23 protein-coding genes and 5 tRNA genes are annotated in these 25,863 nt (G+C 40.1%); 4 read left to right on the top strand and 24 right to left on the bottom strand.

What is annotated here, in order from left to right; genetic code table 11:
* Window positions 1-105 precede the first annotated feature (105 nt).
* From dusB to purR, 24 genes are all read right to left on the bottom strand, one after another.
* A complete protein-coding gene (gene dusB, locus FZC41_RS00935) occupies window positions 106-1,110 on the bottom strand; it encodes a tRNA dihydrouridine synthase DusB (protein WP_148565504.1) in 1,005 nt (334 codons plus the stop codon).
* A 9-nt stretch (window positions 1,111-1,119) separates the two neighbouring features.
* On the bottom strand, window positions 1,120-1,890 hold the full coding sequence (locus FZC41_RS00930) for a type III pantothenate kinase (protein ID WP_148565503.1): 771 nt from the start codon (window positions 1,888-1,890) through the stop codon (window positions 1,120-1,122).
* A 9-nt stretch (window positions 1,891-1,899) separates the two neighbouring features.
* Window positions 1,900-2,301, bottom strand: a complete 402-nt coding sequence (locus tag FZC41_RS00925) for a thioesterase family protein (RefSeq protein ID WP_148565502.1) — start codon at window positions 2,299-2,301, stop codon at window positions 1,900-1,902.
* Between the two features lie 202 nt (window positions 2,302-2,503).
* Window positions 2,504-4,348 (bottom strand): ATP-dependent zinc metalloprotease FtsH, encoded by a 1,845-nt coding sequence (gene ftsH / locus FZC41_RS00920; protein WP_420797204.1) that lies wholly within the window; start codon window positions 4,346-4,348, stop codon window positions 2,504-2,506.
* 48 nt (window positions 4,349-4,396) lie between these two features.
* Window positions 4,397-4,936 carry a hypoxanthine phosphoribosyltransferase gene (gene hpt, locus FZC41_RS00915; protein WP_243135742.1) on the bottom strand — a complete coding sequence of 180 codons (540 nt, stop codon included), beginning with the start codon at window positions 4,934-4,936 and terminating at the stop codon, window positions 4,397-4,399.
* A 9-nt stretch (window positions 4,937-4,945) separates the two neighbouring features.
* Window positions 4,946-6,355: a tRNA lysidine(34) synthetase TilS gene (tilS, locus tag FZC41_RS00910; RefSeq protein ID WP_148565501.1), complete on the bottom strand. Its 1,410-nt coding sequence runs from the start codon at window positions 6,353-6,355 to the stop codon at window positions 4,946-4,948.
* Between the two features lie 39 nt (window positions 6,356-6,394).
* Window positions 6,395-6,470: transfer RNA gene (locus tag FZC41_RS00905), tRNA-Val, on the bottom strand.
* 63 nt (window positions 6,471-6,533) lie between these two features.
* Window positions 6,534-6,608 (bottom strand) — tRNA-Glu (locus FZC41_RS00900).
* A 27-nt stretch (window positions 6,609-6,635) separates the two neighbouring features.
* Window positions 6,636-6,712: transfer RNA gene (locus FZC41_RS00895), tRNA-Met, on the bottom strand.
* Window positions 6,713-6,733: 21 nt separating this feature from the next.
* Window positions 6,734-6,810: transfer RNA gene (locus FZC41_RS00890), tRNA-Met, on the bottom strand.
* Between the two features lie 25 nt (window positions 6,811-6,835).
* Window positions 6,836-6,923: transfer RNA gene (locus tag FZC41_RS00885), tRNA-Leu, on the bottom strand.
* A 100-nt stretch (window positions 6,924-7,023) separates the two neighbouring features.
* Window positions 7,024-7,989, bottom strand: coding sequence for a Ppx/GppA phosphatase family protein (locus FZC41_RS00880; RefSeq protein WP_243136617.1), 966 nt, complete (start codon window positions 7,987-7,989; stop codon window positions 7,024-7,026).
* Window positions 7,990-8,018: 29 nt separating this feature from the next.
* Window positions 8,019-8,312, bottom strand: a complete 294-nt coding sequence (locus FZC41_RS00875; RefSeq protein ID WP_148565500.1) for an FtsB family cell division protein — start codon at window positions 8,310-8,312, stop codon at window positions 8,019-8,021.
* 29 nt (window positions 8,313-8,341) lie between these two features.
* On the bottom strand, window positions 8,342-8,581 hold the full coding sequence (locus tag FZC41_RS00870) for an RNA-binding S4 domain-containing protein (RefSeq protein WP_148565499.1): 240 nt from the start codon (window positions 8,579-8,581) through the stop codon (window positions 8,342-8,344).
* A gap of 96 nt (window positions 8,582-8,677) precedes the next feature.
* On the bottom strand, window positions 8,678-8,977 hold the full coding sequence (locus FZC41_RS00865) for an HU family DNA-binding protein (RefSeq protein WP_311135680.1): 300 nt from the start codon (window positions 8,975-8,977) through the stop codon (window positions 8,678-8,680).
* 91 nt (window positions 8,978-9,068) lie between these two features.
* Window positions 9,069-10,547 (bottom strand): bifunctional methyltransferase/pyrophosphohydrolase YabN, encoded by a 1,479-nt coding sequence (gene yabN, locus FZC41_RS00860; RefSeq protein ID WP_148565497.1) that lies wholly within the window; start codon window positions 10,545-10,547, stop codon window positions 9,069-9,071.
* A 21-nt stretch (window positions 10,548-10,568) separates the two neighbouring features.
* Window positions 10,569-12,206: a putative polysaccharide biosynthesis protein gene (locus FZC41_RS00855; protein ID WP_148565496.1), complete on the bottom strand. Its 1,638-nt coding sequence runs from the start codon at window positions 12,204-12,206 to the stop codon at window positions 10,569-10,571.
* Between the two features lie 216 nt (window positions 12,207-12,422).
* Window positions 12,423-13,916 (bottom strand): SurA N-terminal domain-containing protein, encoded by a 1,494-nt coding sequence (locus FZC41_RS00850; RefSeq protein ID WP_148565495.1) that lies wholly within the window; start codon window positions 13,914-13,916, stop codon window positions 12,423-12,425.
* Between the two features lie 63 nt (window positions 13,917-13,979).
* Complete coding sequence (gene mfd, locus FZC41_RS00845; RefSeq protein WP_148565494.1) at window positions 13,980-17,411, bottom strand: transcription-repair coupling factor; 3,432 nt, start codon at window positions 17,409-17,411, stop codon at window positions 13,980-13,982.
* A gap of 94 nt (window positions 17,412-17,505) precedes the next feature.
* Window positions 17,506-18,102, bottom strand: coding sequence for an aminoacyl-tRNA hydrolase (pth, locus tag FZC41_RS00840; RefSeq protein WP_148565493.1), 597 nt, complete (start codon window positions 18,100-18,102; stop codon window positions 17,506-17,508).
* Window positions 18,103-18,112: 10 nt separating this feature from the next.
* On the bottom strand, window positions 18,113-19,072 hold the full coding sequence (locus tag FZC41_RS00835) for a ribose-phosphate diphosphokinase (protein ID WP_148565714.1): 960 nt from the start codon (window positions 19,070-19,072) through the stop codon (window positions 18,113-18,115).
* Between the two features lie 53 nt (window positions 19,073-19,125).
* On the bottom strand, window positions 19,126-20,487 hold the full coding sequence (gene glmU, locus FZC41_RS00830; protein ID WP_148565492.1) for a bifunctional UDP-N-acetylglucosamine diphosphorylase/glucosamine-1-phosphate N-acetyltransferase GlmU: 1,362 nt from the start codon (window positions 20,485-20,487) through the stop codon (window positions 19,126-19,128).
* A gap of 75 nt (window positions 20,488-20,562) precedes the next feature.
* Entirely contained in the window at window positions 20,563-20,886 is a 324-nt protein-coding gene (gene spoVG / locus FZC41_RS00825; protein ID WP_148565491.1) for a septation regulator SpoVG, read from the bottom strand.
* Between the two features lie 350 nt (window positions 20,887-21,236).
* Window positions 21,237-22,043, bottom strand: coding sequence for a pur operon repressor (purR, locus tag FZC41_RS00820; protein WP_148565490.1), 807 nt, complete (start codon window positions 22,041-22,043; stop codon window positions 21,237-21,239).
* Window positions 22,044-22,308: 265 nt separating this feature from the next.
* On the opposite strand from purR, the gene murC reads away from it, so the two are divergent.
* The 4 genes from murC (at window position 22,309) to FZC41_RS00800 (ending at window position 25,852) form a co-directional block, all read left to right on the top strand.
* Window positions 22,309-23,727: a UDP-N-acetylmuramate--L-alanine ligase gene (gene murC / locus FZC41_RS00815; RefSeq protein ID WP_148565489.1), complete on the top strand. Its 1,419-nt coding sequence runs from the start codon at window positions 22,309-22,311 to the stop codon at window positions 23,725-23,727.
* 61 nt (window positions 23,728-23,788) lie between these two features.
* Window positions 23,789-24,073: a DUF4190 domain-containing protein gene (locus FZC41_RS00810; RefSeq protein WP_148565488.1), complete on the top strand. Its 285-nt coding sequence runs from the start codon at window positions 23,789-23,791 to the stop codon at window positions 24,071-24,073.
* An 84-nt stretch (window positions 24,074-24,157) separates the two neighbouring features.
* Complete coding sequence (locus tag FZC41_RS00805) at window positions 24,158-24,928, top strand: prolipoprotein diacylglyceryl transferase (protein ID WP_148565487.1); 771 nt, start codon at window positions 24,158-24,160, stop codon at window positions 24,926-24,928.
* 60 nt (window positions 24,929-24,988) lie between these two features.
* Window positions 24,989-25,852 (top strand): DUF4190 domain-containing protein, encoded by an 864-nt coding sequence (locus FZC41_RS00800; RefSeq protein WP_148565486.1) that lies wholly within the window; start codon window positions 24,989-24,991, stop codon window positions 25,850-25,852.
* Window positions 25,853-25,863 lie beyond the last annotated feature (11 nt).

Below are 25,863 nucleotides of genomic sequence, written 5' to 3'. Positions count from 1 at the left end.
CGTTGTCTGCTGCAAGCTCGTACAGGTTAGCGCCTGTTCGCCATGATGCAGACAACGGATATTATGATTCTCTCCAGGACTTGCTTTTTGTCTTTGTTGCTACGATTAGTCGCGTTCTATTGCGCCGTTTAGTAGCGCAATCACGGTATCCTTATCAGCCGCTCTAAACAGCTCATTCCTTAATACAGTCGCGTGCTTAAGCCCTTTGGTGTAGGCCGCCAGATGCTTTCGCATTTCTCGAAGACCGGCTTCTTCATTTTTCAAAAGACATAATAACTCAATATGTTTCAATGCCACTTTGATTTTTTCCTGGGGTGTCGGTTTTTCAGCTTCTTCACCGGTTTTTAAATACTGATTTATTTCTCGAAATACAAACGGATTGCCAATGGCCGCTCGGCCAATCATTAATCCATCCGCTCCGGTCATTTCAATCGCTTTTTTTGCCGCTTCTCCGCTATTGACATCGCCGTTTAAGATGATGGGTATCCCGGCATTTTTCTTCACTTCGCCGATAATATTCCAATTGGCTCTCCCGGAATAATAGGCTTCTCGAGTTCTTCCATGAATGGTCAGAGCGGCGGCACCGGCTGCTTCAATACCTTCGGCAATTTCTCGAATATTGATGGATTCATCATCCCAGCCGATCCTTGTTTTTACAATCAGCGGTTTTTGGGAAGCCACCGCCAAAGCTTTTACCACTTTAAATAATAACTCCGGTGTTTTCAGCAAAGCTGATCCCTCTCCATTTTTCGTTATTTTCGGGGCAGGACAGCCGGCATTAAAATCTAAAAAGGTATAGTCTGTTGCATTAATATAATTTTCAACTACTTCACTTAAAATATCCGGTTCAGACCCAAATATTTGTATACCGGCAGGTGTTTCCTCCTTAGCGGTGATCATCAGCTCGGCGGTCTTATGATCTTTATAATAAAGACCCTTCCCGCTGATCATCTCGGTAAAAGTTACACCGGCTCCAAATCGTTTTGAAATCAATCGAAAGGGTAGATTGGTATAGCCTGCCAAAGGTGCCAGAAAAAGAGGGTTTGTTATTGAAATATCGCCAATTTTAAATTCTGCATGCATCATTTTCGTCGAAAATTCTTCCTTCATCTTTCATCCTTAACGTATATTTTTGTCATGAATGATCTTTAATCCTTTAAGGGAAAGCTGGGGATCATAAACATCGATCATATCTGTTTCCTGATAAAACAGCCGACCATATCCGCCAGTTGCTACCACCTTCATATTTTTCAGCCCGGTTTCCTTCTTAAATTGCTTAATAATATATTCTACCTGTCCGATATATCCATAAACCAGGCCCGCCTGCATGCTGGTGACGGTATCTTTGGCCAATATTGAAGCTGGTTTTTTTATTTCAATATTTGGTAATTTTGCTGCGCTTTTCCATAAAGCGTCAATTGAAATCTGAATTCCCGGTGAAGTCACTCCAGCCGAAAAAACACCCTCGGCGGTAATATAGTCAAAGGTGGTGGCCGTTCCAAAATCAATCACGAGAACGGGGCCGCCATAAATATTATAAGCAGCCACTGCATCGACAACACGATCCGCGCCAATTTCTGATGGGTCAGCGGTATTAATCGGCATACCTGTTTTTATTCCTGGTCCCACCACCATTGATTCCAGACCAATGAATTTCTTAATGCCATTATTCAAAGAATACATTATATTGGGTACAACAGAAGCTACGATAACACTGCTTATTTTATCAAGTGAGACCCTGGAATTTGAAAAAAACGATTGAATCAAGACCCCATATTCATCGGATGTTCTGGGCGTTTTTGTAACAAAACGCCAGGAACAAAGAATTTCATCTCGCTGAAGCACTGCTAATTCTGTATTCGTATTTCCAACATCAATAGCTAAAATCATTTTTTCCTCCTAAAGGTTCACTTTAATCTTTTTCATCACTTTTTTCATAAATCGGCTCTTGTCAACTATTACGCGTTGGTGGTTCGCTTCCCCTATTTTTTCTATTTTATCCCATGCTTCAATTTCGAAATTTAACGCTCTTTTTTCCTGGCTTACCAGCGTCGCTTTAACCTTAATTTCCATTCCCACAGGAGAAGCCGCTATGTGTTTTAAATTAATCTGAACCCCAACCGTTGTATTTTCTTCGGACAGCGTCAGTCCTGATCCTTCGAATGCGGTATTCTCCATCCAGGCTACCAACCGTGGTGTGGCCAGTACTGCTTCACCACCACTGCCTAACGCTAAGGCCGTATCATCTTCATTGACAAAGAATTTTTTTTCATAGCAGGTTCCTATTTTAATTTCTTCCATATTTTGAATTCCCTCCAACTATTTTAAATTTGATGGTATCTTATTTATTATCCTAAAGAAAGCCATTATAACATAACGGCTGGGTGGGTAGACAATCAGTTTGCTCAGAAATTATACCGACAACTGATTGACAATTGTCGGTATAGCCACGCATTAACAGTCTGAAAGCCGTTATAAAATAACGGCTTTCAGATAACACTGTTTATTCGATTTGAGCATCCACTTCAATTTTCACAATTTTTTCATCATCTTTTTTTTCTTCAAACAATGCTCTGAACTCTTCGCCTGTTACTGTTTTGTCTCGTAAAAGCCGAGTTGCAATTTCCTCAAGTTTATCACGTTGTGTTTCAAGGATTGAGCAAGCACGTTCATAGGCATTTTCGACAATCGTTCGAATTTCTTTATCAATGACTGATGCAACCTCTTCACTGTAGTTACGAGAGCGTCCCAAATCACGACCTAAGAATACTTCGCCGCTATCTGGATGACCAAATGTCATCGGGCCAAGATGTTCGCTCATTCCCCATTCAGTGACCATGCTTCTGGCGATGCCGGTAGCGCGCTCAATATCATTGCTAGCTCCAGTACAAATATCATCCAGAGCAATCTTCTCAGCTGCTCGCCCGCCAAGCAGACCGCAGATCATTTCCAATAGCTTATTTTTGCTCATATGCTGACTATCATCATCCGGCAGTGACAGGGTGTAGCCTGCCGCCATACCACGAGGAATAATTGAAATTTCATGAACCGAATCACAATGTGGCAAAAGATGCATCACGATGGCATGCCCTGCTTCATGATACGCGGTAATGTGCAAATCGTCCTCGTTCACTACCTTGCTTTTCTTTTCAGGGCCGGCAATGACACGCTTGATTGCTTCTTCCAACTCCATCATGGTAATGAGTTTGTTATTGTGTCTCGCTGTTAAAATCGCTGCTTCATTCATCAGGTTTTCCAAATCTGCCCCGGTAAATCCTGGCGTCCCTTTTGCAATGACGCCTAAATCAACTTCAGGTGCCAATGGTTTATTCTTTTTATGGACATTAAGAATTTCTTCCCGTCCCTTAACATCTGGAACTCCGACTGTAATCTGTCGGTCGAAACGACCTGGACGCAGCAAGGCTGGATCGAGAATATCGGGTCGATTAGTTGCAGCAATAATAATGATTCCTTCATTGACCCCAAATCCGTCCATTTCAACAAGCAATTGGTTAAGGGTTTGCTCTCTTTCATCATGTCCGCCGCCAAGACCCGCGCCACGATGACGACCCACTGCATCAATTTCATCAATAAAAATAATACAGGGTGCATTTTTTTTTGCATTTTCAAAAAGATCTCTAACTCGGGAAGCCCCGACACCAACAAACATTTCCACAAAATCAGAACCACTAATTGTGAAAAACGGAACCGCTGCTTCTCCGGCAACTGCTCGAGCCAACAAGGTTTTCCCGGTCCCCGGAGGGCCCACTAAAAGGATTCCCTTCGGTATCCGTGCTCCCAGTTTCCGATAACGATCAGGGGCTTTTAAGAAATCGACAACTTCTTCAAGTTCCTCTTTTTCTTCATCAGCACCAGCCACATCTTTAAATGTAACCTTTGTCTCGCCTTCAACGTGAAGTTTTGCCCGACTCTTTCCAAAGGACATAACTTTACCGCCACCGCCGCCAGCCTGTTGGCTAAAGACCAGAAAAAAGACGACCATTAATACAATCAGCACCACTGAAGGTATTAACGAGATCCACCAGGAATCCTGTTGCTTTGTAATTGTTACTTTTATGTCATTTTGTAAAATATACGAGGATACTTGTTCATCAATAACATATTGCGGCACCACTGCTTCAAATTTTTCTCCACTTCGCAGGACACCCGTCACATTGGAATTGTTTATTTCAATTTCTGCTACCTGATTATTATTAAGCTCAGTCAGCAGTTCACTGTAAACAACGGTTTTAACCTCATCTTTCATGGGGTTTAAAAAGGTTACCGCGACAATAATGACTACTAAAATCACTAAATAGAATCCAATCATCTTAAGGTATTTATTCAAAACGCATCACTCCTCTCTAAATATAATAGTTGACTTCTTTTTTTGAAATTATTTTTCATATATTTCTTTTTTTAAAATCCCGATATAAGGCAAATTGCGATATTTTTGGGCATAATCCAATCCATAACCGACGACAAACTCATTGGGAATTTGAAATCCGATATAATCAGCAACAACCAGCTGCTCCCGACGGTGTGGTTTATCAAGAAGGGAACATACCTTAACATCTTTTGCCCCTAAACCTTCAAAACGGTTCAGTAGAAATTTCAATGTGTTTCCAGTATCGACAATGTCTTCAACCAATAAGATATGACGTCCCTGAACCTCCATGGAAAGATCTCCCTTTAGTTCAATTTCACCAGAACTCTGTGCCTCACAGCCATAACTGGATGCTTTTAAAAATTCAATCTCAATTGGAATGCTTATTCTACGAATTAAATCCGAGAAAAAAACTGAACTTCCTTTTAAGACACAAACAAGAATAGGATACTTTCCTTGATAATCTTTTGTAATTTGTTTACCAAGTTCACTGACGCGTTTTTCGATTGCTTTTTCATCCACCAAAATTCCCTGAATATCGGATATCACACTTTTCTCCTAACATAAGGTCACATTCACCTTTAATATATTTTTTGTATTGAAATCTGCTAAACAGCGTCCATTGATAGCATAACCAATAATCCACAGTACTTCGGAATTCATTGCTAAAAGAGGAATTCCATCTCGCAAATTTCGATCAATCTTCTTGTCGATAAAATATTTCTTGATCGTTTTTTTTCCTGAAATACCGGTTGGATAAAAAAAATCCCCAGACTTTCGACTGCGCAAATATATGTTGTCATTCATTTTATCATAATCAAAATATTTTTCACTATGATTTTCCAATTCTTTTGAAAAAAAAGACATTTTTTTTCTAAACTCATCTTGCGTCATAATTTTTGACTCCAGGATTATCCCTTCCTTGGAAAATATCCAGGTTTTACCGGGAATAATTAGCTTCGGAGATATGACGGCTTGATTCATATCTTTTTGCCTATTTGTCACCATCACGCGATCATAACGCCGCATCAGCAGAATGTCATGAGGAAAATGAATTTCCCATGTCGTTTTGTCAGTTTTTAGCAGATGATAAAACGCAGTGATGTGATTGTACTCAATTTCCTTTAAACTACCCTTAAATTCAAAAATTAAACGGCGTAATATTTCTTTTTGAACCACCGGCTCTTCGCAAAGCCACAATTCACGGTCAAGATACACCACGTCATCTTTTCGGGAAACCAACTGTTTCTGAACTCGATCAACATATTTTTCAAAAAACGCCTCATACTCATTCGCGATTTTTGTAAACTCATTAAAATGAATTTCCGCCTTGGGGTTGATCTCCAAGATCATCGGCATAATATCTAAACGTATTTTGTTACGGGTATAATCTTTTTGAAAGTTGGTTGCATCGGTACGATAGGCTAAATGATTTTTCTCGCAATACGCAACAATTTCCTTTTTCTCCAAGCATAAAAATGGACGGATATAAAAATTATTTCGGCTCGATTTAATCCCTGAAACGCCTTTTACGCCGGTTCCGCGAATAAGCCGCATGAGCATGGTTTCCGCCTGGTCGTTGATATGATGCCCCAAGGCAATACGATTGTACCCATTTTCCTGCGCCACCGTTCGAAAAAAATCATACCGTTCGTTTCTTCCGGCTTCTTCAATCGAAATTTTTTCATTCACAGCTATTTCCGGAATATTCCGTTGTCTCGAATAAAATGGAATCGCTTTCTCTTGGCAAAAATTTCTGACAAACTCTTCATCCGCATCGGCTGCTTCACCACGAAGACCATGGTGAAGATGGGCTACACCGATGGAAACATTAAATACCTCTTTGTATTTATCCAAAAAATATAATAAAGCCAGCGAATCAGCTCCACCGGATACGCCGATGAGAATATGATCGCCAGCCTCTAAAATTCCCTCTTCTTCAATATAATTATTTACTTTTTTCTCCATGGACTCACCACTTCAGTAAAATTCTCTTGAAATAAAAAATGGTGGTCGCTACAGGGCTCGAACCTGTGACCCCCTGCTTGTAAGGCAGGTGCTCTCCCAGCTGAGCTAAGCGACCACGCTAAAATGTTAAACTGGATTACTTCTTTATGATTCTAATACAAATCCACTGCAATTTTAGTGGTGACCCCTAGGGGACTCGGACCCCTGTTACCGCCGTGAAAGGGCGGTGTCTTAACCACTTGACCAAGGGGCCATTTATTTATATTTGAAAATTTTTCTATGGTAGCGGCGAACGGAGTCGAACCGCTGACACCGCGGGTATGAACCGCGTGCTCTAGCCAACTGAGCTACGCCGCCATGAAAAGTAATTTTTTTAATTGGTTGCGGGAGCAGGATTTGAACCTACGACCTCCGGGTTATGAGCCCGACGAGCTACCAAACTGCTCCATCCCGCGATGATTAAATTAAACGAAAATTAAGTGGTGCCGAGGACCGGAATCGAACCGGTACGATCGAAGGGATCGCAGGATTTTAAGTCCTGTGCGTCTGCCAGTTCCGCCACCCCGGCATATTTTTCTTTTTTTTCGCTTGTTCCCTCGTTCAAGGGACAAGTGTTATTATACTCCCACAAAAATGCAAAGTCAAGCTTTTTAAAATTATTTTTTTATTTATTTCATTTTCATGACAAAATGGCGGTATGCGGCGCCTTCAAGATTGTCATAATCACAGACTGTGAAACTGTTTTCTCCGGTGATTTTAAAAATATTTAACAATAATAATGCGCCGGCAAGAATAATGTCAGCTCTTTTCGCCTCTAGTCCTACAATATTTTGTCGTTCTTGGATGGTTTTACCGGACAAATTGTCAATCATGACTTCCAGCTCGTCTTTGGTAATCGTGCTCTTATGAACCTTCTCACTGTCATAGATCTTTAGTTCCTGCTTAATGGTTGAAAGACTTGTGGCGGTACCGCCAATGCCGATCAGTTTATATGGTTTTGTCGGCAGAAAATCTTTAGTTCTTTTTACAAATTCCGAATAAATCCGTTCATTCATTTGTTCCAATTCCTGAACAGTCGGTGGATCGGAAAATAAATATTCTTCGGTACATCGGACACAGCCTAAATTTAGACTCATCATTTTTTTTATTTCATTATTTTCTCCATAAATAAATTCTGTGCTTCCTCCGCCAATATCAAAAATAAGTATTTTGTCATCAAAACATTGGGAAACGCCGACAAATCCAAGTTCAGCTTCAGCCTCTCCTGAGATAACCTCAATATTAAGTCCCAGCTTTTCTCTTATATAGGCGGTGTAATTTTCGGTGTTTTCAGCATCCCGCATGGCGCTGGTACCGAATAGATAAAAATCTGTCACATGATAATCTTCGGCAATGGTCTTAAATTCTTCCAGCGCTTCGAAATTTCGCTTTTCCGCATCTGGATGTAATCGGCCGGTCTGGTTCACACCTTGTCCCATTCTTGTATATCGAACTGACTTATTTACGCGAATCAGTTTGCCTTCGCAATTTCTAAAAATAAGCATTCTCGTAGAATTAGTTCCAATATCAATAACTGCCAAATGTTGTTTTTCATTTATCTGTTTTTTTTTCGTATTTTTAGTATCACTATTCAACCGTTAGCCCATCACTTTCTGAAGCTTCTTTACTGTGTATCCACAATTATGATCGTTTCATCTGGATAGTATAAACCCAGATATTTGCGCGCAAAATACTCAACATAAAATTTGCTGCCCATTTGTTTAACCTGTACATCTAATTGATTGCTTCGAACTTTTTCATCTTCAATTTGTTGTGCAATTTGGGTTTTTTGTTGTTCTAGCTCATATAGCGTCGCCGCATTGCTGGCAAAAAGATATATTGTAAAACCCACTATGCATACGATGATCAGTATCCTTAGAAGACGTTTTTGAATAACTCTTTTTGTTTTTTCGTTCATATTCCATTCTCCATTTTAATTGCAGCCATTTATAATTCCCGATACATATCGGCAGCGCGTTCCTTAGGAGCATGTTCTAATATCTCCAAAACTTCCACCTTCTGCTCGCCATCTCCATAACGGATGGTAATAATATCTCCTGGCGACACCTGATCTCCCGGTTTCGCAACTTTACCGTTAATGGAAACGCGTCCGCCATCACAGGCATCTTTACCAACAGTCCTTCGTTTAATTATCCTTGCATTCTTTAAAAATTTATCAATTCTCATGCGTGCCTCTATTATTTTTCCCTAAATCAAAAAACTTCGTCGTTTTCACGAAAAAAACAAAAAGCCAGAGCAAGGCCCTGGCTTCTGTATCATTACTTACTTGTTGTTCTTATTGTTAACTTCATCTTTAAAGCCTTTGCCTGCTTTAAAGCCAGGGGCTTTAGAGGCTGCTATTTCGATGGGTTCTTTTGTTCGCGGATTAAGACCTGTGCGAGCCGCACGTTCTCTTACCTCAAAAGTTCCAAATCCAACCAATGATACCTTGTCTCCATTTTTCAAGGTTTCAACAACAGTGTCTAGAAAAGCACCTAGGGCCTTCTCTGAATCTTTTTTTGATAAACCTGACTTTTCTGCCATTTGGGCAATTAATTCTGATTTGTTCATTTTTTCCTCCATCTGATAGTTTCCAGTATTCTATGTGATATATTATAAGCTCGTTCATACGTAAAACACAAGTATTTTTTGCTTTTTTCGACTTTTTCCACTCTCAAAGCCCTTTTACCCGGTTCCAAATAGCATCCAATTGATCAAAATTATAGTTTTTTAAGGTTTTTTTCTCTTGACTTGCGATTATTTCCATTTTTTCAAAGCGATGAATAAATTTTTGCGTCGCATTTCTTAAGACAATCTCCGGCTGAATTCTAAGCAGCCGAGCTACATTTACGATAGAAAAAAGCAAATCTCCCAGTTCTTCTTCAATATTTTCTTGCTGATTTTCCTCTAGCGCTTCTCGCAATTCTTCCATTTCTTCATCAACTTTTTCCAATGCCAGGGATGCCGTTTCCCAATCGAATCCGATTTTCGCCGCTTTTTTCTGAACCTTATATGCCTCCATTAGCGCGGGGAATGTTTTCGGCATACTTTTCATTTCTGAAGAAATTTTATGGCTATCCGCTTCTCCCGAAAGATCCGTTTCTCCTTTTTCCAAGCGTTTAATGGCATCCCAGTTTGTTTCAACTTCGTCAGGATCAAATTCCATTTTATCCATAAAAACATGGGGATGTCTTCTGATCATTTTTTGATTAATTCCACTAATCACCTGATTCATCGAAAAGCGATTTTTTTCACTGGCAATTTCGGCATGAAAGACGATTTGAAATAGCACATCACCTAATTCTTCAGCTAAATTATCCCAGTCTTCATTGTCGATGGCTTCTAAAACTTCGTAACTTTCCTCAAGAAGGTAACTTTTTAAACTTTCATGTGTTTGAGCCCGATCCCAGGAACATCCTTCCTCGCTTCGCAGGGTTTTCATCATCTCAAGGGTCCCGTTAAATCCCAAATAAGCGTCTTTTTCCGCTGGTATATAAAGGCTGGTGAGATGATTGATGGCATCCATTCGATCCAGCTCATAAAGGCAGATTTTCTGGGCTATTTCCTTACCCGGAATTCCCGAATTTATTAGCAGAATCACCTTTTTTTCCGGATCATACTGTTCCATTAATCCAAGCTTCAACTCGGAAGCGATATGATTATCATACACCTGCGTCACCAAAACACCCTTCTGAGGGTCTGGAGGACTCTTGATGCAATCAAAGGCATCTAAAATTTCAATTCCCTGAATAGGATCCTCTTCAAGAGCATTCATGGTTACATCTACAAAACTAACTCCGGGATAAATACGATAATCAATTCCCTGAATTTTTGCTGTTTCAATCAGTTTTACCACTGTTTTTTCCCCAAACAGAGGATTTCCCGGAACCGCATAAACAATATTTTCACCGGTTTTCACCACTGACAAAAGTTCATTAACGATCTTATTATAAACAGCCTCAAAAGAATCTTCAGTTTCATAATAATGGTCAAAACTTTCATAAACAATTTCTTCTTCCCGAATAAAATCCATCACCGGATGAATTTCTGTTCTGAAGAAATTTCGATTTTTATTTTTTAGTAATTTTAATGTTTCCAGTGTCATATGACCTGGATTTCCGGGGCCTAAGCCCACAATATCAATTTGTGACATCTCTAAAACATCCTTTCTTAATCATCTCCGGTTATGAATATGATTGTTTTTTCTTCCCGGGATAAGCCCGTTAATACGATTGTACACAACCAGCAATTTCTGACTTCCAGGAAGGTATAAAATTTCCTCTTCTGTAATTCCATTTATTAAAATCATAATAACAGAATAAACCAGCGCCCCAACAATCAGAGCAACTAAGATCCCCATAAATCTGCCTAAAATCAATGCTACTCCCGTATAGGCCAAATGTGTTATAAATCCCATGATAACAGCCGCGAACAATGGCTTAATGAGCATATGGAAAAAGTCAATTTTTACTCCAGTAAAGCGTTTTACTGAAAGAAAGTTTGCCACGGTTAAATAACCAAAGGTTATCATACTGCTGATAACGATGCCCTGGATGTTAAACGCCGGAATAGAAAGAAATATCCACCCGGTAATAAAACGAATGATGATGGCCACGCCCAGGTTAATAAGGGGTATCCGAAAGCGATCAATGGACTGAAGGACACTCTGAAAGGTATTCGACAGCATCATGAAAATAGTTGCATAGGAAAAAGTGCTCAAAATGGCTCCGCCATAAGGAGCCCCCGGGAAAAGCAAGTCAAATATTCCATATGAAAGCACCGATAAACCAATACAGCAAGGAAATGCCAGTAATAAAATAATGCGAATAGACAACATTATCTTCTGATTCACTTCTTTACGGTCACGACGAACAAATGATTCGGAAATCGTCGGGATCATGGCCACTGCCAACGTTCCGCTTAAAATCAACGGGATGTTAATGAGCTGTTCGGCATTAGTGAAATCTCCAAACATCATGGTGGCAGTCACTTCATTAAAACCCGCTACCCCTAAACGTGAAACATAAATAAATGAGTCAATGGTTGAAAACAGTGAAACTAAAGCTGATGTTAATGTAACTGGAATAGAAATGATAACCAATCTTTTAAAAAGCCATCGATTGGAACGCTGTCGCCTTCTTGTTCGCGTTTTTAAAAGACGTTTGTTTTTTGTTGCAAAACTATGATAAAGATAGCTTAAAAAGGCGGTGGCGACAATTCCTCCTGCCGTGGCTCCAAATACGGCTCCTCCGACCCCCAGACCGATACCAAAATTGCTGACTAAAAACCAACATAAAATCACACCTAAGAAGACGCGGATAATCTGTTCGACAATTTGTGAAATAGCTGTTGGCGTCATAATTTGAAAACCTTGAAAAAAGCCTCTGTAAGCAGAGCAAATGGATATAAAGAAAGGTGATAAGGCAATCGCTACAATTGCCGGGTAACTTTCCGATGTCCAGTGTGCCGTTTTAACAATCCATTCGGCGCCAAAAAATAAGAACAATGTCGAAGCACCGCCTAATACTACCAGTGCCATCATTGAAAGTTTAAACACCCGATGAGCCGTTGCATACTCCTTCTTGGCTATATTTTCAGAAACCATTTTTGAGATTGCCAACGGAAAACCAACCGTTGATACCATTAATAATAAATTATATATATTGGTGACATTTCCATAGATTCCATTCCCATAACTTCCAACCAATTGATACAATGGAATTTTAAAAAAAAGGCCCAGCAGCCTAGATAAGATACCTGCTGCCGCTAAAATAGTAGCGCCTTTTAAATAACTTGATTTTTTCTCAGACATAAATAAACCTCTTTATTTTTTTCTGCACAACCCGATGATTGACCTTTGTCTTTGCAGATTTTTTTATTATATCCTTTTCGCTGTAACAGCGCAATGAAAAAGCACTGAATATCAGTGCTGGGATAAGTGCTTTTAGACTGTCGACAAAATGCAAAAGCAAGTCCTGGAGACAATCGTAAATCATTGTCTGCAGGACGAGTTTATCAATGTGCTTATTTAAATTCTTTTTTCATAAACTTTTACGTTTAAATCTGTTTTAAGCTGATTAACATAGGCATCTGCCGGTGATATGATGTCATAGATAGTGATTTTTGTTTTAGCAACAAGTTTATCCTTAAGTTTCGTGTATTCATCTGTGACCTTTTCACTTTTAAGTGCTGCTGTTATTTCGTCTTTTTTATCTTCCATTGATGCAACTGTACCTTGTGTTTTGCCGTAGACAAAAATAACATGGTAGCCGTAACTTGATTTTACCGGCTCACTAACTGTGTTGACATCCATATTAAAGGCAGCATTCGAAAACTCTGCTACCATCGAGCCATAAGTAAATGCGCCTAAATCTGAAGCATCCTGAACGCCATCTGTGCCCTTGTATTTTGCCATAATTGCATCAAATTCTTCTGATGTTTTGACATCTTTTGCTTCTGCATAAATCTGATCTGCCAGTGCCTGGTCGGTGGTTAAAATATGTTTTGCTGAAACCGTACTGGTATCATACGACTTCTTATTATCATCGTAATACGTTTGAATCTCCTTGTCTGTCACTTTTATGGAGTCTTTCAAACTTGCCTGGATGGCCATGACAGTCGCTGAAGCGGTGGCCTCCTGTTTTTCAAAGTCGCGGAACTGAGCGACGGTGAGATATTTTGCATCCAGAAATGACTGTAAATTGGCATCTCCTGAGAGCATATAATTCAAGAAAGCATCCTGAGTCGTGATGTAATTATCAATATCAGCTTGATTTGGAGTGATATTGTTTTCCTCTGCATATTTCATCATGGCTTTTTGTTCCGCAATCGTATTAAAAATCGTCTGGTTGGTCGTCTTCATTGTTGCCGCATCCGTTGCCAAAGCTTTCTGAGTCTGATAATAGGTTGTTAATTCTTCATTGGCCAAACGATAGTTATAAATATCTTTTTTTACATCATCATCACCAATTTTTCCAACGACAGTATTCAACTCTTTGCTGGGATCAGCTTTCAAAGCATTGGCATAATTTGTTTCCTGAGTGCTTGAATAGCTGTAATCGATCAGAAAATCCTTCATAAAAGCTTCAAAGGAAGTTGCGTCGGTGTTGTAAGCGGCCAGCTCAGAAGCATATTTATCATCGCCAAGCGATGTTTTTAAACTGCTTATCATGCTATCTGCATTGGCAGAGATCGTGGCTTCATCAATCGTGACGCCATCCTTTTTCGCCTGAGCAGTCAAGGTGTTGACCCGAACCAGATCATTCAAAATATCCGTTCTTAACGTCTTCAAGTCAGCGCCAGTCGGAAAAGTCTTGCTGCTTGCATCATAATACATTTGATAATAGGCCATATAGTTATTAAAGCTTTCTTTCAATATTGGTGTTCCATCAACTTCCGCTACCACCTGCTTTTTATCCTTTTCAGGATCCACTTTAACTAAGCTGCATCCGCTAGCCAGTATACCGATGAGGACAACCCCAATCAGCAGCAGGGATACGCTTCTAAATCTTTTCTTTTCCATGTAATTCTCCTTAATATTATTAATAATCTTGGACAGTTTAACATAAAACAACAGCTTTTTACCTTAATTCTTTGCTGCCGCAGCAATTGAAAGAAATTTGCCAAGCTCACTTAAATAGGTCTGATCCTTTTCGTGTTTTAATAAGATCTTCCAGCGTACCTGGTCCCTTTTTCCGGCATTGAATTTTATATTATATTTTTCAAAAAGCTGTTTTATTAATTCCGGATCCGGAATTGGGATATCCCGGTTATTGTTGAAAGTGAATAAAACACTATTTCCTCTTTCCCGGATTTCAGTTATTCCCAGCGATTTTCCTAAGTGTTTAATCATCGCCAGGGCCATAAGATTGTAGACTCCATCGGGAATTTCTCCAAAGCGGTCTAACAGTTCATCTTCCAAGTCCTCATAATCTTCTGCCGATTTAACATAGGATAATTTTTTATAGATATCATACTTAAGCTCTTCATCCGAAATAAAATTCTCTGGAATATAGCTGCTGACATTTAAATTGATAATGAGTTCGCTGACCGGGTACTCTGGTTCATTGCCTAAACGCTCATTGACGGCTTCATCCAGAATCCGACAATAAAGTTCATAACCAATGGTTGCAAGGTTGCCTGATTGAGCTGATCCCAAAATATTTCCAGCTCCCCTGATTTCTAAATCACGAAGAGCAATTTTAAATCCCGAACCAAAAGCCGTAAAATCCTTGATTGCTTTTAAACGCTTCTGAGACAGTTCTGAAAGCACCTTGGGTCGATGGGTCACATACGTATAGCCTTGAACATCAGACCGGCCAACCCGGCCGCGCAATTGATACAATTGTGAAAGGCCCATATAATCTCCATTATCGATAATAAGGGTGTTGGCGTTCTTAATATCCAATCCCGACTCGATAATCGTGGTTGTCACCAGGACATCATAATTATACTCGAGAAAGTCCACCATAATGTCTTCCAGTTCAGATCCCGTCATCCGTCCATGAGCCACCACAATTCGAGCTTCCGGGACTAATTTTTGAATTTTTCTGGCCACTTCAAAAATATCATGAATTCGGTTATGGACAAAGTATACCTGTCCCTTTCTCCCCAGTTCCCTTTCAATGGCATCTTTAACAATGGCCTCATTAAATTCCATCACATAGGTTAAAACCGGCCGCCGTCCGGCTGGCGGTTCATCGATGACACTCATATCCCTTACCCCGATCATTGACATGTGCAGGGTTCTGGGAATGGGTGTCGCACTCAGGGTTAGGACATCAACATTTTCTTTTAGTTGCTTAATGCGTTCTTTATGCCCCACTCCGAAACGTTGTTCCTCGTCAACCACAAGTAAGCCCAGATCCTTGAACTTCACATCTTTTGATAAAAGACGATGGGTTCCGATAACCAAATCAATTTGACCCACCGCCAATTCCTTGATGGTCTTCTCCTGTTCCGTTTTTGTTCTAAAACGACTGAGGACTCCAACATTCACCGGATACTTTTTAAATCGATCCATGACGGTTTGATAATGCTGTTGCGCCAGAATGGTTGTCGGTACTAAAAAAGCCACTTGTTTGCCTTCCATAACCGCCTTGAAAACAGCTCGAAGCGCTACCTCGGTTTTTCCGTAGCCCACGTCTCCGCAAAGCAAACGATCCATGGGACGGGTCGATTCCATATCGGCCTTGATTTCTTCCACGGCCTGAAGCTGGTCATTGGTTTCCTCATGCGGAAAAGACTCCTCAAACTCCCTTTGCCAACTGGAATCAGGGCCAAAGGCATATCCCGTCAGGCTTTGTCTTTTGGCATACAAAACAATCAATTCATCTGCCATCTCTGCGACAGCCGCCTTTACCCGGGATTTTGACTTACTCCAGTCATTGGTTCCCAGTTGATTAATCTTAGGTTTCTTCTCGCCAGTGCCCACGTAAACCTGAATAGCATCCATTTGGTCCACCGGGCAATAAAAGCGGGCATCATTGGCATATTCAATGACCATCAGATCTTTGATGGTTTCATCAATTTTCAATTGCTCAATGCCGCGGTAAATTCCAATCCCATGGGTATCATGAACCACAAAATCGCCCTGGTTCAGTTGCGTAAACGAATCTATTTTTCGGCCTTTTTTCCGTCGACGCTTCTTATCCCGGCCGGATTTCTTTATTATTTCACTTTGATTGATACAAACCAATTCCTCTTCAGGGAGTTCAAATCCACCGCTTATTTCCCCGATTGATAGCTGAATGCCGGGTAAAACATCATTGGTAAAGCGATAAATCTCTGCCTCTGCGAATAATTGTTTTAGTTTTTCCAAACCCGCTGCATCCCGAGCCCGTAAATGAATGATTGCATCCTTATCCAGCTGTTTTTTTATGAATTCAATAAACAGTGGCAGCTGCCCTAAAAATGAGTCATTGTCTTTCACCCCCATGTCCAGAGATATTCCTTTTTTCCCCCGGGATGCAAATAAATGGTATTTTAATTGGGTTTGTTTTTCCAACAATTTTTCAATTTTCGAAAACGAATAAAATTTATTCTTTTCTTCCGGAAACATCAAGTAATCCCGCATCAAAATTTCAAGATCGCTTTGTAACTTTTTTTGAAAAATTCCCTGGGCTTCTTTTATCCGGGGCGGTTCATCCCAAATAACAAGACACTCTGCCAAATAATCCAGCAGCGACGCATCGGTTTTCGCAAAAGAAAATAAGGTTTCATCATGTCCAGTTGGATCCTCGTTAATCCGTTCAATCAACCCGATATATTCAATATTTTCATGATAACTTTTTTTAATTTGTTTTAACGCCTTTTTTCGTTCATCCTCTTTAAGAATAATTTCCCGTCCCGGAAATATTGTTACTTCTTCAAGGTTATGCGTCGACAATTGCGTCTCCGGATCAAAACTTCGAATTGACTCAACGGTATCCCCAAAGAAATCAATCCGATAGGCTTGAACCCCGGTTGGCGGAAAAACATCAATAATCCCACCGCGGCGAGCAACCTGTCCCTTTGCTTCAACTTGAGAAACGGCTTCATATCCCAACTCAAAAAGACGGTTTGTTAATTCCACCGGATCACAAGTATCCTCCAAAGACAAGGAAAAGCCCAGTGCTTCAAATTCTTTCCGGGGCATCAATTTTTTCAAAAGTGTTTCGGCCCCCACTACCACGACAAATTTTTCGTCGGACAGTATTTTTTCAAACACTTTCAATCGTTGCTGACTAATCTCGCGGCTGTGAACATCAGCAAAATAATCATGGATGGGTTCCATGGGAAAATAAAGCACTTTTTGCGGCAGAATTGTTTCCAACTCCTGAGTCACTTTTTGGGCCTGATAGTCCGTTGCTGTTACATAAAGAATCCGCTCACTGGCATGGTGAAAAACCTGGCCGGTAAGAACTTCTTTAAAACCACCATTCATATTGGAAAGATTAATTATTTCTCCGTCAGACAGGTGATTGATGATTGTTTGTATTTTTTCTACCTTCATAAGGTTTTGATAAAGTAATTCCATTTGTCACTTCTCTCATTCATAAAACACGGATAGCCCAGGTTTCTCAACCCGGGCCCATGACTGTTCTATATCTTTTACGCGCTCTTCATTATTTTCAATTTTCCAAATGATCCGTTTCTTCTTTTTTTCTTCGGACGTTGACCTGATTCATTGCCAGGTCAACTCCGTCCTTTACAAAATAGTCAATCCCTTTAACCGCTTCCATCACGGCACTTTCCATTAATGGGATTTCGCTTTTTGCAAAATGCCCTAACACAAAATGAACTAAATCGGCGCCTTCTTTTGGTCTGCCGGTACCAATCCGAATTCTCGGAAAATCCTGACTTCCCAAACTCTGGATAATGGAACGCATGCCATTATGGGTTCCGGCACTGCCCCGCTGCCTTATTCGCACATCCCCAATTGCCAAATCAATATCGTCGTAAATTATAAGCAGATTTTCTAAAGGCACTTGATAGAAATTCACCAGACCGGCGATACAAAGCCCGCTGTTATTCATGAATGTCGTCGGTTTGGCCAGCAGGATCTTTTCTCCAAACTCGCGATAAACACCGGTAAGACCATTCTGTTCTTTCTTTTTTACTGATATACCTTTTTTTTCACTGAGATAATCAATGACTTCAAAACCAATATTATGTCGGGTCCCATCATATTCTTTGCCAATGTTTCCCAATCCCGCAATCAGATACATGGTTTTTATCCTAAGCGTATCTTCCCACAAAAAGCTTACTTAAAGAACGTCCAAAATGTACATAATCAATGGCACGGCCAAAAAGAGTTCCGGTGGATAGAATTTTGATTTTTTCAATCTGTTTTTCCTTTGGAATAACCAGGGTATTCAGGGTTACTAATTCTTCAATGGCTGAATCCTGGATCCGCTGAATAGCCGGGCCCGAAAACACGCCATGGCTGCAAGCGGCAAATACGGAATTAGCACCAAGTTCAACCAAGGCATTGGCCCCACTTGTTATAGTCCCTGCAGTGTCAATCATATCATCGATTAAGATACAATTTTTCCCTTTAACATCCCCGATAACATTCATAACCGCTGTTTCATTAGGACGGGGACGTTCTTTATCAATAATCGCAAATGAACAATTTAAGGATCTGGCCAATTTTCGTGAACGCTTAACACTTCCTGCATCCGGTGATACGACTACCATATTCTCCAAATTTTTGTCTCGGTAGTATTCTGTAATCAGTCCACTCCCTGACAAATGATCCAATGGAATATCGAAGAATCCCTGAATTTGGTTTGAGTGAAGATCCATGGTGATAACGCGATCGGCTCCCGCCGTTGTCAAAAGATTGGCCACTAATTTTGCCGTAATCGGATCTCTTGATTTTGCCTTGCGATCCTGTCTGGCATACCCATAATAAGGCATTACCGCATTAATTCGCCCGGCCGAAGCACGCTTCATCGAATCAATCAGAATTAGCAATTCCATTAAATTTTCGTTAACAGGGGTTCCGGTCGATTGAATAATAAAGACATCCGCACCACGAACCGATTCATTAACATTGATTGAAATTTCGCCGTCACTGAATCTGACAACCTCAGCATTACATAATTGTATCTCCAGATACTCGGCAATTTCCTTGGCCAGTGCAAGATTTGAGTTTCCGGCAATAATCTTAATTCCACTATACTTTCCATCCATACGTTTCATACCTCTTCTTAATTTTCTCTTTTTCTATATTTTTTTTATGGTGTCTACTTATTTTTTAAATAGCCAACCTTATTAACCTGTCTGGCTCTGGCGATCGCCAGGCTTTCTTCCGGGACATCATCAGTAATGGTCGATCCGGCCGCGATGTATGCCCCTTCTTTGACGGTTACGGGAGCAATGAGGTTGGTGTTGCACCCCACGAAAGCGCCCTTTTCAACAACCGTTCGGTATTTTTTCTTTCCGTCATAGTTCACAAAAACAGTTCCGCAGCCAAGGTTCACATTCTCACCCACGTCACCATCTCCAATATAGGTTAAATGCGCGGCTTTTGCGCCGTCCGCCATGGTGGAATTTTTAACTTCTACAAAATCTCCAACCTTGCAATGTTTGCCGATATGACTGCCGGGACGAATATAGGCATAAGGACCAACGTTTGTATCATCATCCACATCGCTATCCAAAATAGTGGCGTGCTGAATCGACACGCTGTTTCCGATTTTTGCATTCACCAAACGGCTGTTTGCGCCAATTGTACAATCCCTGCCAATAGCGGTCTCACCCTCAAGGATTACCCCGGGATATAGAATGGTGTCTTGACCCACTATCGATTGACTGCTGATATAGGTGGTTGCCGGATCAATCATGGTCACACCAGAATCCATCAGTTTTCGATTAATCCGCCTTCGCATAACAGCTTCAGCCTCAGCAAGTTGACTTTTCGAATTAATTGCCTGAATGTCTTCATAATCCGGAGTCGTATAAGTCCCGGCAGTTTTTCCCATTTTTCTCATAATTTCGATAATGTCAGTTAGATAATATTCACCCTGAACATTATCTGTTTGGAGCTCTTTAAGTGCAAAAATAAGCGTTTGAGCATCAAAACAATACATCCCTGAATTGATTTCCTTTACTTTTTTTTCTTCCGGCGAGGCATCCTTTTCTTCCACAATTTTAATCAGCTCAGCTGCTGAATTTTTTATCATCCGACCATAACCGGTTGGCTCATCAAATTCTGCTGTTAAAACCGTAACACTGTAGCCATTTGTTTCATGCACCAACATGAGACTTTTGATTGTTTCCGGTCTAATTAAGGGAGCGTCTCCTACCAGCACGATTAGATTCCCCTGGAATTCATCAAAAAACGGCAGTGCTTGTAAAACAGCATGTCCGGTACCCAACTGTTCTTTTTGAAGGATTGTCTCGATTTCGGAAGGCAGGCTCTCCTTGACTGTCTCGGCCTGATAACCGACAATCACTCCAATATCATTGATTCCAGACTCTTTGCTTGCCTCGACCACATAATCCAAAATATTTTTTCCGCATACCTGATGCAATACCTTTGGCTTTTGTGAGTGCATCCGTGTTCCCTGGCCGGCCGCTAAGATTATTGTTTTTGATTTGTTCATTTTTGGCCTCCAAATATAAATTAATAGTTAACAACAAAAAAAGGGAAGCACACCCTCCCTTTTTTATTTTAACTTTTATTCTTCTTCGTAATCTACTTCTAGTTCAACTTCTGCTTCTTCTTCATTGGTTTTCTGGTTATCCTCTGCTATGGCCTTTTCGTAAGCACGCAGGACGCATTCCTGCATTTCACGACGGGTACCCATATTTATGGGATGTGCAATGTCTTTAAACTCGCCATCCGGTGTTTTCCGGCTGGGCATCGCAATAAAAAATCCGCTTTGCCCCTCAATTACCTTAATATCATGAACAACGAATTGATCATCAAAAGTAACCGAGACAATCGCTCTCATTTTACCATCTGGATACGTTTTCCGTACTCTTACGTCTGTTATTTCCATCTCGTAAGCTCCCCCTTTGAAATAAAGTCACATGTCTAATTTCACACCTATATACTACCACAAATTCAACAATATTAAAACAAAAACCTTAACTTTTTTCCATATCCTACCATTCTTAAAAAGGGTTTAAAAAGAATGACGAATTTTTGCATCTTAATTTCTAAAGACGAAATACCAATTTTTGTTTTTTTATTATAAAAGCGTGATTTGATCAGGTTTGCAGACATCACATTGGAACGAATTCACTCTGTTTATTTCATAACTGCATTTATCTGGTTGTATGGCTGATCAGAAATAATTATGTTGTCATTGGCATTCAGATTTTCCGCGATTTTAATTCAAATCATTTTTCAAGATTCTGAATACAGCGAAACGCCTATTCCAGTTCCTTCGGTATCCTCATCATCCATCCAAATCAGCGGTTTAAAATGATCCACAAGTTTTTCAAAGGGAAATCGGGTGACAAATATAACACAGATTCCCATCACTTCGGCACCAACCTCTTCCATCAGATTAGCCATTCCCTTCGCCGTTCCACCGCCTTTCATGAAATCATCGATAATCAAGACTTTCTTGTGAGTCAAATCAATACGTCTGCTTAAATACATTGTTTTTATTTTATTGGATGACCCTGAAATATAATTGACACTGGTCGTTGCCCCTTCAGTCACACGGTTTGATCGTCTGATAATGCCCATTGGTACATTCAGATAATGCGCTGTTTCCAGAGCAGCTGGAATTCCCTTTGTTTCTGTTGTTATAACATATTCAATGTCCTTATCGCCATATTTGGAAGCAATAATGCGTCCAATATTTTTTGAATAGCGTGGGTTTGAAAGAATATCACTGTAATATAAAAATCCACCCTGGATTTTTCGGGAAGGTTCTTGAAGCATTTCAGCAATCTCTTTAAGAATCGCTTCTTCTTCGGTTTTCGTTACCATGGGATGGTAAACAACTCCCCCTGATGCGCCAGAATAAGTCTCAACACAGCCTGATCCCGACATCTCAATCGCACTTTTCACAATAGCGACATCCTCACAGACACTTGATTTCCCGACTTCTAATAAATCGGTAAAATAACTATAACTAAACACCTTACTGGGATGGTCTGACAATACTTTTGTAATGATACTAATTCTTTCATTTTTCTTCATTTCTCACCTATGATGATTATTTCTTAAAATCCGAACATTTTTCTCAATATTCATAATTTTATTCGTATTTCAATAAAAGCGCAAGTTTTTTTTAATCTTTACTCAAGTCAAACACCTGTGTTATAATTTTTCGTAAAGTGTTTTTCTGGCTATTGGAATGGTATTTTTGATTATTTTATACCCATTCATTGAGAATAAATGTACACTTTAAGATTTATCATTAAGAAATAATTAAGATTTTACCATAAATAAAGGAGCTGATTATTTGAAATCTCAACTTGAAAAAAAATTCAATCGACCAATTAATAAATTATTCTTTATTGGAATTGGTGGAAGCAGTATGAGCGGTCTCGCCTCTATGTCTTTATCTCAGGGTTTTTCTATTGAAGGTTCTGATATGATAACCTCGTCTTATGTTGAAAAATTAGAGAGTCTGGGCATTAAGGTACACATCGGACACAATTATGAAAACATCCCGGCTGACACAGATTGTGTTGTTTACTCTGCCGCTATCCATGAGGATAACCCGGATATGATTAAAGCTACCGATTTGAACATTCCCAAAATTGAACGCTCGAATTTTTTAGGGCTTTTTTCCCATATTTTCAACAAAACCATTGCCATTTCCGGTACCCACGGCAAGACGACCACCTCATCCATGATCGCATGCATGCTGCAATATGCTGAATTGAGACCAAGTTTAAGCATCGGTGGAAAACTTGACGAATTCGGGGGAAACGCAATCATCGACTCGAAGGAATATTTTGTCGTTGAAGCCTGTGAATATGTGGATAGCTTTCTGACAACTTCCCACTCCATTGGGGTTATTACGAATATTGAAGAGGATCATCTGGACTATTTTAAAAATGGCCTTCCTCAAATCAAGGAATCCTTTCATAAATTCGGAAGCATTTTACCCGCTGATGGTCTTATGATCGCCTATGGCGATTCTCAGGATGTATTGGATGTTGTAAAAGGTTTACGCTGTCCAGTTGTCACCTATGGTTTAAATCCCCGGAATGACTGGCATCCTGAAAATATTCAATACGACAAGGTGGGCAAACCAAACTTTGATGTTTATAAAGGTAAATCCTTTTATGGTCATTATGAACTGATGATTCCCGGCGAACACAATGTCCTGGACGCTCTGGCCGCTATTATCTGCGGTGACTTCCTGGTCATTCCCGTTGAAACGTCTATCGCTGCCATGGCTCGCTTTCATGGTGCCAAACGCCGGTTTGAATTCCGTGGTGAAGTCAATGGAATCAATGTCTTTGAAGACTATGCTCATCATCCTACTGAGTTAAAGGTCGTGATCGATGCTGCTCTGAACTATGTTCATAATAAGCTTTGGGTCGTATTTCAGCCCCACACCTACTCCCGAACCTACTCCTTCTTTGATGACTTCGTCGATGCTTTTGCAAAAGCTGATTATGTCATTCTCAATGATATTTATTCAGATCGTGAAGGCAATGATTGGAACATTCATTCAGAAGATCTTCAAAAAGCCATTGAGGAAAAATACCATATTCCAACCGTAACCATTTCGGATTTCAAGGATATCGTTGACTATCTCACCAGCCATTTGTGTGAAAATGATCTAGTCCTCGTTGCCGGTTCACAAACCATTAATCACGTTGCTTTTGACCTCGTTGACAAGTTAAAAGAAATGCATAATTCTTGACATTTTTTCCTAATTAGTGTATTCTGAAGCCAAGTTATATTATTTTTTAGGAGGCTATTTTATGGAGCAGTATAGCAACAAAGCCACAGCTTCCCTCGTACTGGGAATCATCTCTTTGGTTTGTATCTGGTTTGGCTATTCGGCACTGGTCGGTGTTGTCTGCGCGATTGTCGGTTTGGTTTTTGGAATTCAAATTCGCAAGGCATCTCAAGAAGAAGGCTTTACCCCAAGTGGTATGGCTACAGCTGGTTTAGTTCTCAATATTATCGGCCTATCATTATGCGCAGTTGCTTTTATTGCGTGTGTGGCTTGTGTTGGTTGTATAAGTACTGCCGCTTATCTATAAAACGCACCAAGGATAGACGATTTCAATCGTCTATTTTTTTTATCATCATGCCTCATATCATTGGCTGGTAATGGAAGGAGTCTTATGTATCCCATTATTCACATCTTAAACTACACTATCCCAACTTTTGGTATTTTATTTCTTATTGGCACTGGGTCCGGATTTTTAGTTGCTATTTTTACCGCTAAAAAGTATGATATTCCCACCATGGATGCGATGTTTTTTGGTCTTTTTGCAATCATTGGTGGTATTTTAGGCGCAAAAATTCTCTATCTTCTTGTCGAACTTCCCAGTTTCATTACCAACCCCGAAACAGCTTTGATTAAACTAACCACCGGGGGCGCCGTTTTCTATGGCGGGCTTATTGGCGGTATCCTGGGCGGATTTCTTTACACTCATATTTATCATCTTCATGCCATCAAATATTTTGACATAGCCGTCCCCTGTCTCGCTCTCGCCCAAGCTTTCGGACGGATTGGCTGCTTTTTCAACGGCTGCTGTTATGGCATTCCCTACGAAGGATTTGGGGCTGTATATTATCCCGTTGGATCCTATCCACCATCCGGCATCGGTCTTTTTCCCTCTCAATTAACCGAGTCGCTATTTCTTTTTATCTTAACGCCGGTTCTCATCATCTTCTTATCAAAAAGTGAAACGCCCGGCTTTACCACCGGTTTCTACCTCGTGTCTTACGGCATTTTCCGGTTTATTAACGAGTTTTTTCGTTCAGATCCCAGAGGATCAATTTTATTCCTTTCAACATCCCAGGTACTCAGCCTTTTTGTTATTACTCTCGGGTTTCTGTTTATATTTAAAATACCTCAGCGACTTTATGAATATCATCTGAAAGATTAGTTAATTTAATGGGTTTGGGGTATAATTACTGTAATTAAAATTAATTTAGGAGGTTTTGTTATGAATGATTTTGAATATCTTTTTGAAGATGCCACACCCTATGCTTCCCAATCAGATAACTTTTGGGCCATTATGCCAATTGTTATGTCTATTCTCGGTGTAATTCTGGTTATTGCCCTGATCCTAGGTATCACCTGTTATGTCTTTAATGCCATTGGTCTGTATTCTATGGCCAGAAAAAGAAACTTGGACCATGCCTGGTTGGCCTGGATTCCCATTGCCAGTAATTACCTCAAGGGTTCTCTTATTAATGATGATGTCTCCATCGGTTCATGGCATATTCCTTTCGCCAAAATATTTTTGCCATTGATCGGATTTGCGGTATCTTTGGTCATGTCAATTCTTGGGCTTATTCCATATATTGGTGTTTTCTTTGGCCTTGTTTTATCTTTGGCCGTTGGCTTTTATTATTACACTGCCCAGTTCTGGCTTTTTAGCATCTATGACAAAGACCATCGTGTGGTTTATCTGGTACTAAGCATTATTTTCCCTTTCTTAGGCCCAATTTTTACATTTGTCATTCGAAATAGGGATGCTGTGGATGAACGGCACCCTGAGGAAATTGTTGAAGTCAACTATGATTCTAAATCTATTATCGCATTGAGTCTGGGTATTTATTCTATTGTCAGTTTCTTCACACTGATGGGAACTGGTTTAATATCAGGTGCTGTTGGTATTATTTTTGGAATCATTGCCATGAAAGAGCTGAAATCACAAAACAAACCAACCGGAATGGCATTGGCTGGATTGATCTGCTCAATTGTCGGCATTGCTTTCACGATTCTTATTTTGTTCGCCTGTGTGGTTTGCATTGGTGTGGGAGCTACTGGTATATTTGGCGGTCTTCTAAACAACATCCATTAAACAAATCCAGC

The sequence above is a fragment of the Acetobacterium paludosum genome (assembly GCF_008086595.1).
In the GTDB taxonomy this organism is placed as follows: domain Bacteria; phylum Bacillota; class Clostridia; order Eubacteriales; family Eubacteriaceae; genus Acetobacterium; species Acetobacterium paludosum.
Note: the sequence above shows the minus strand (reverse complement) of the source record. Positions and strands in the feature narration are given on the sequence as shown.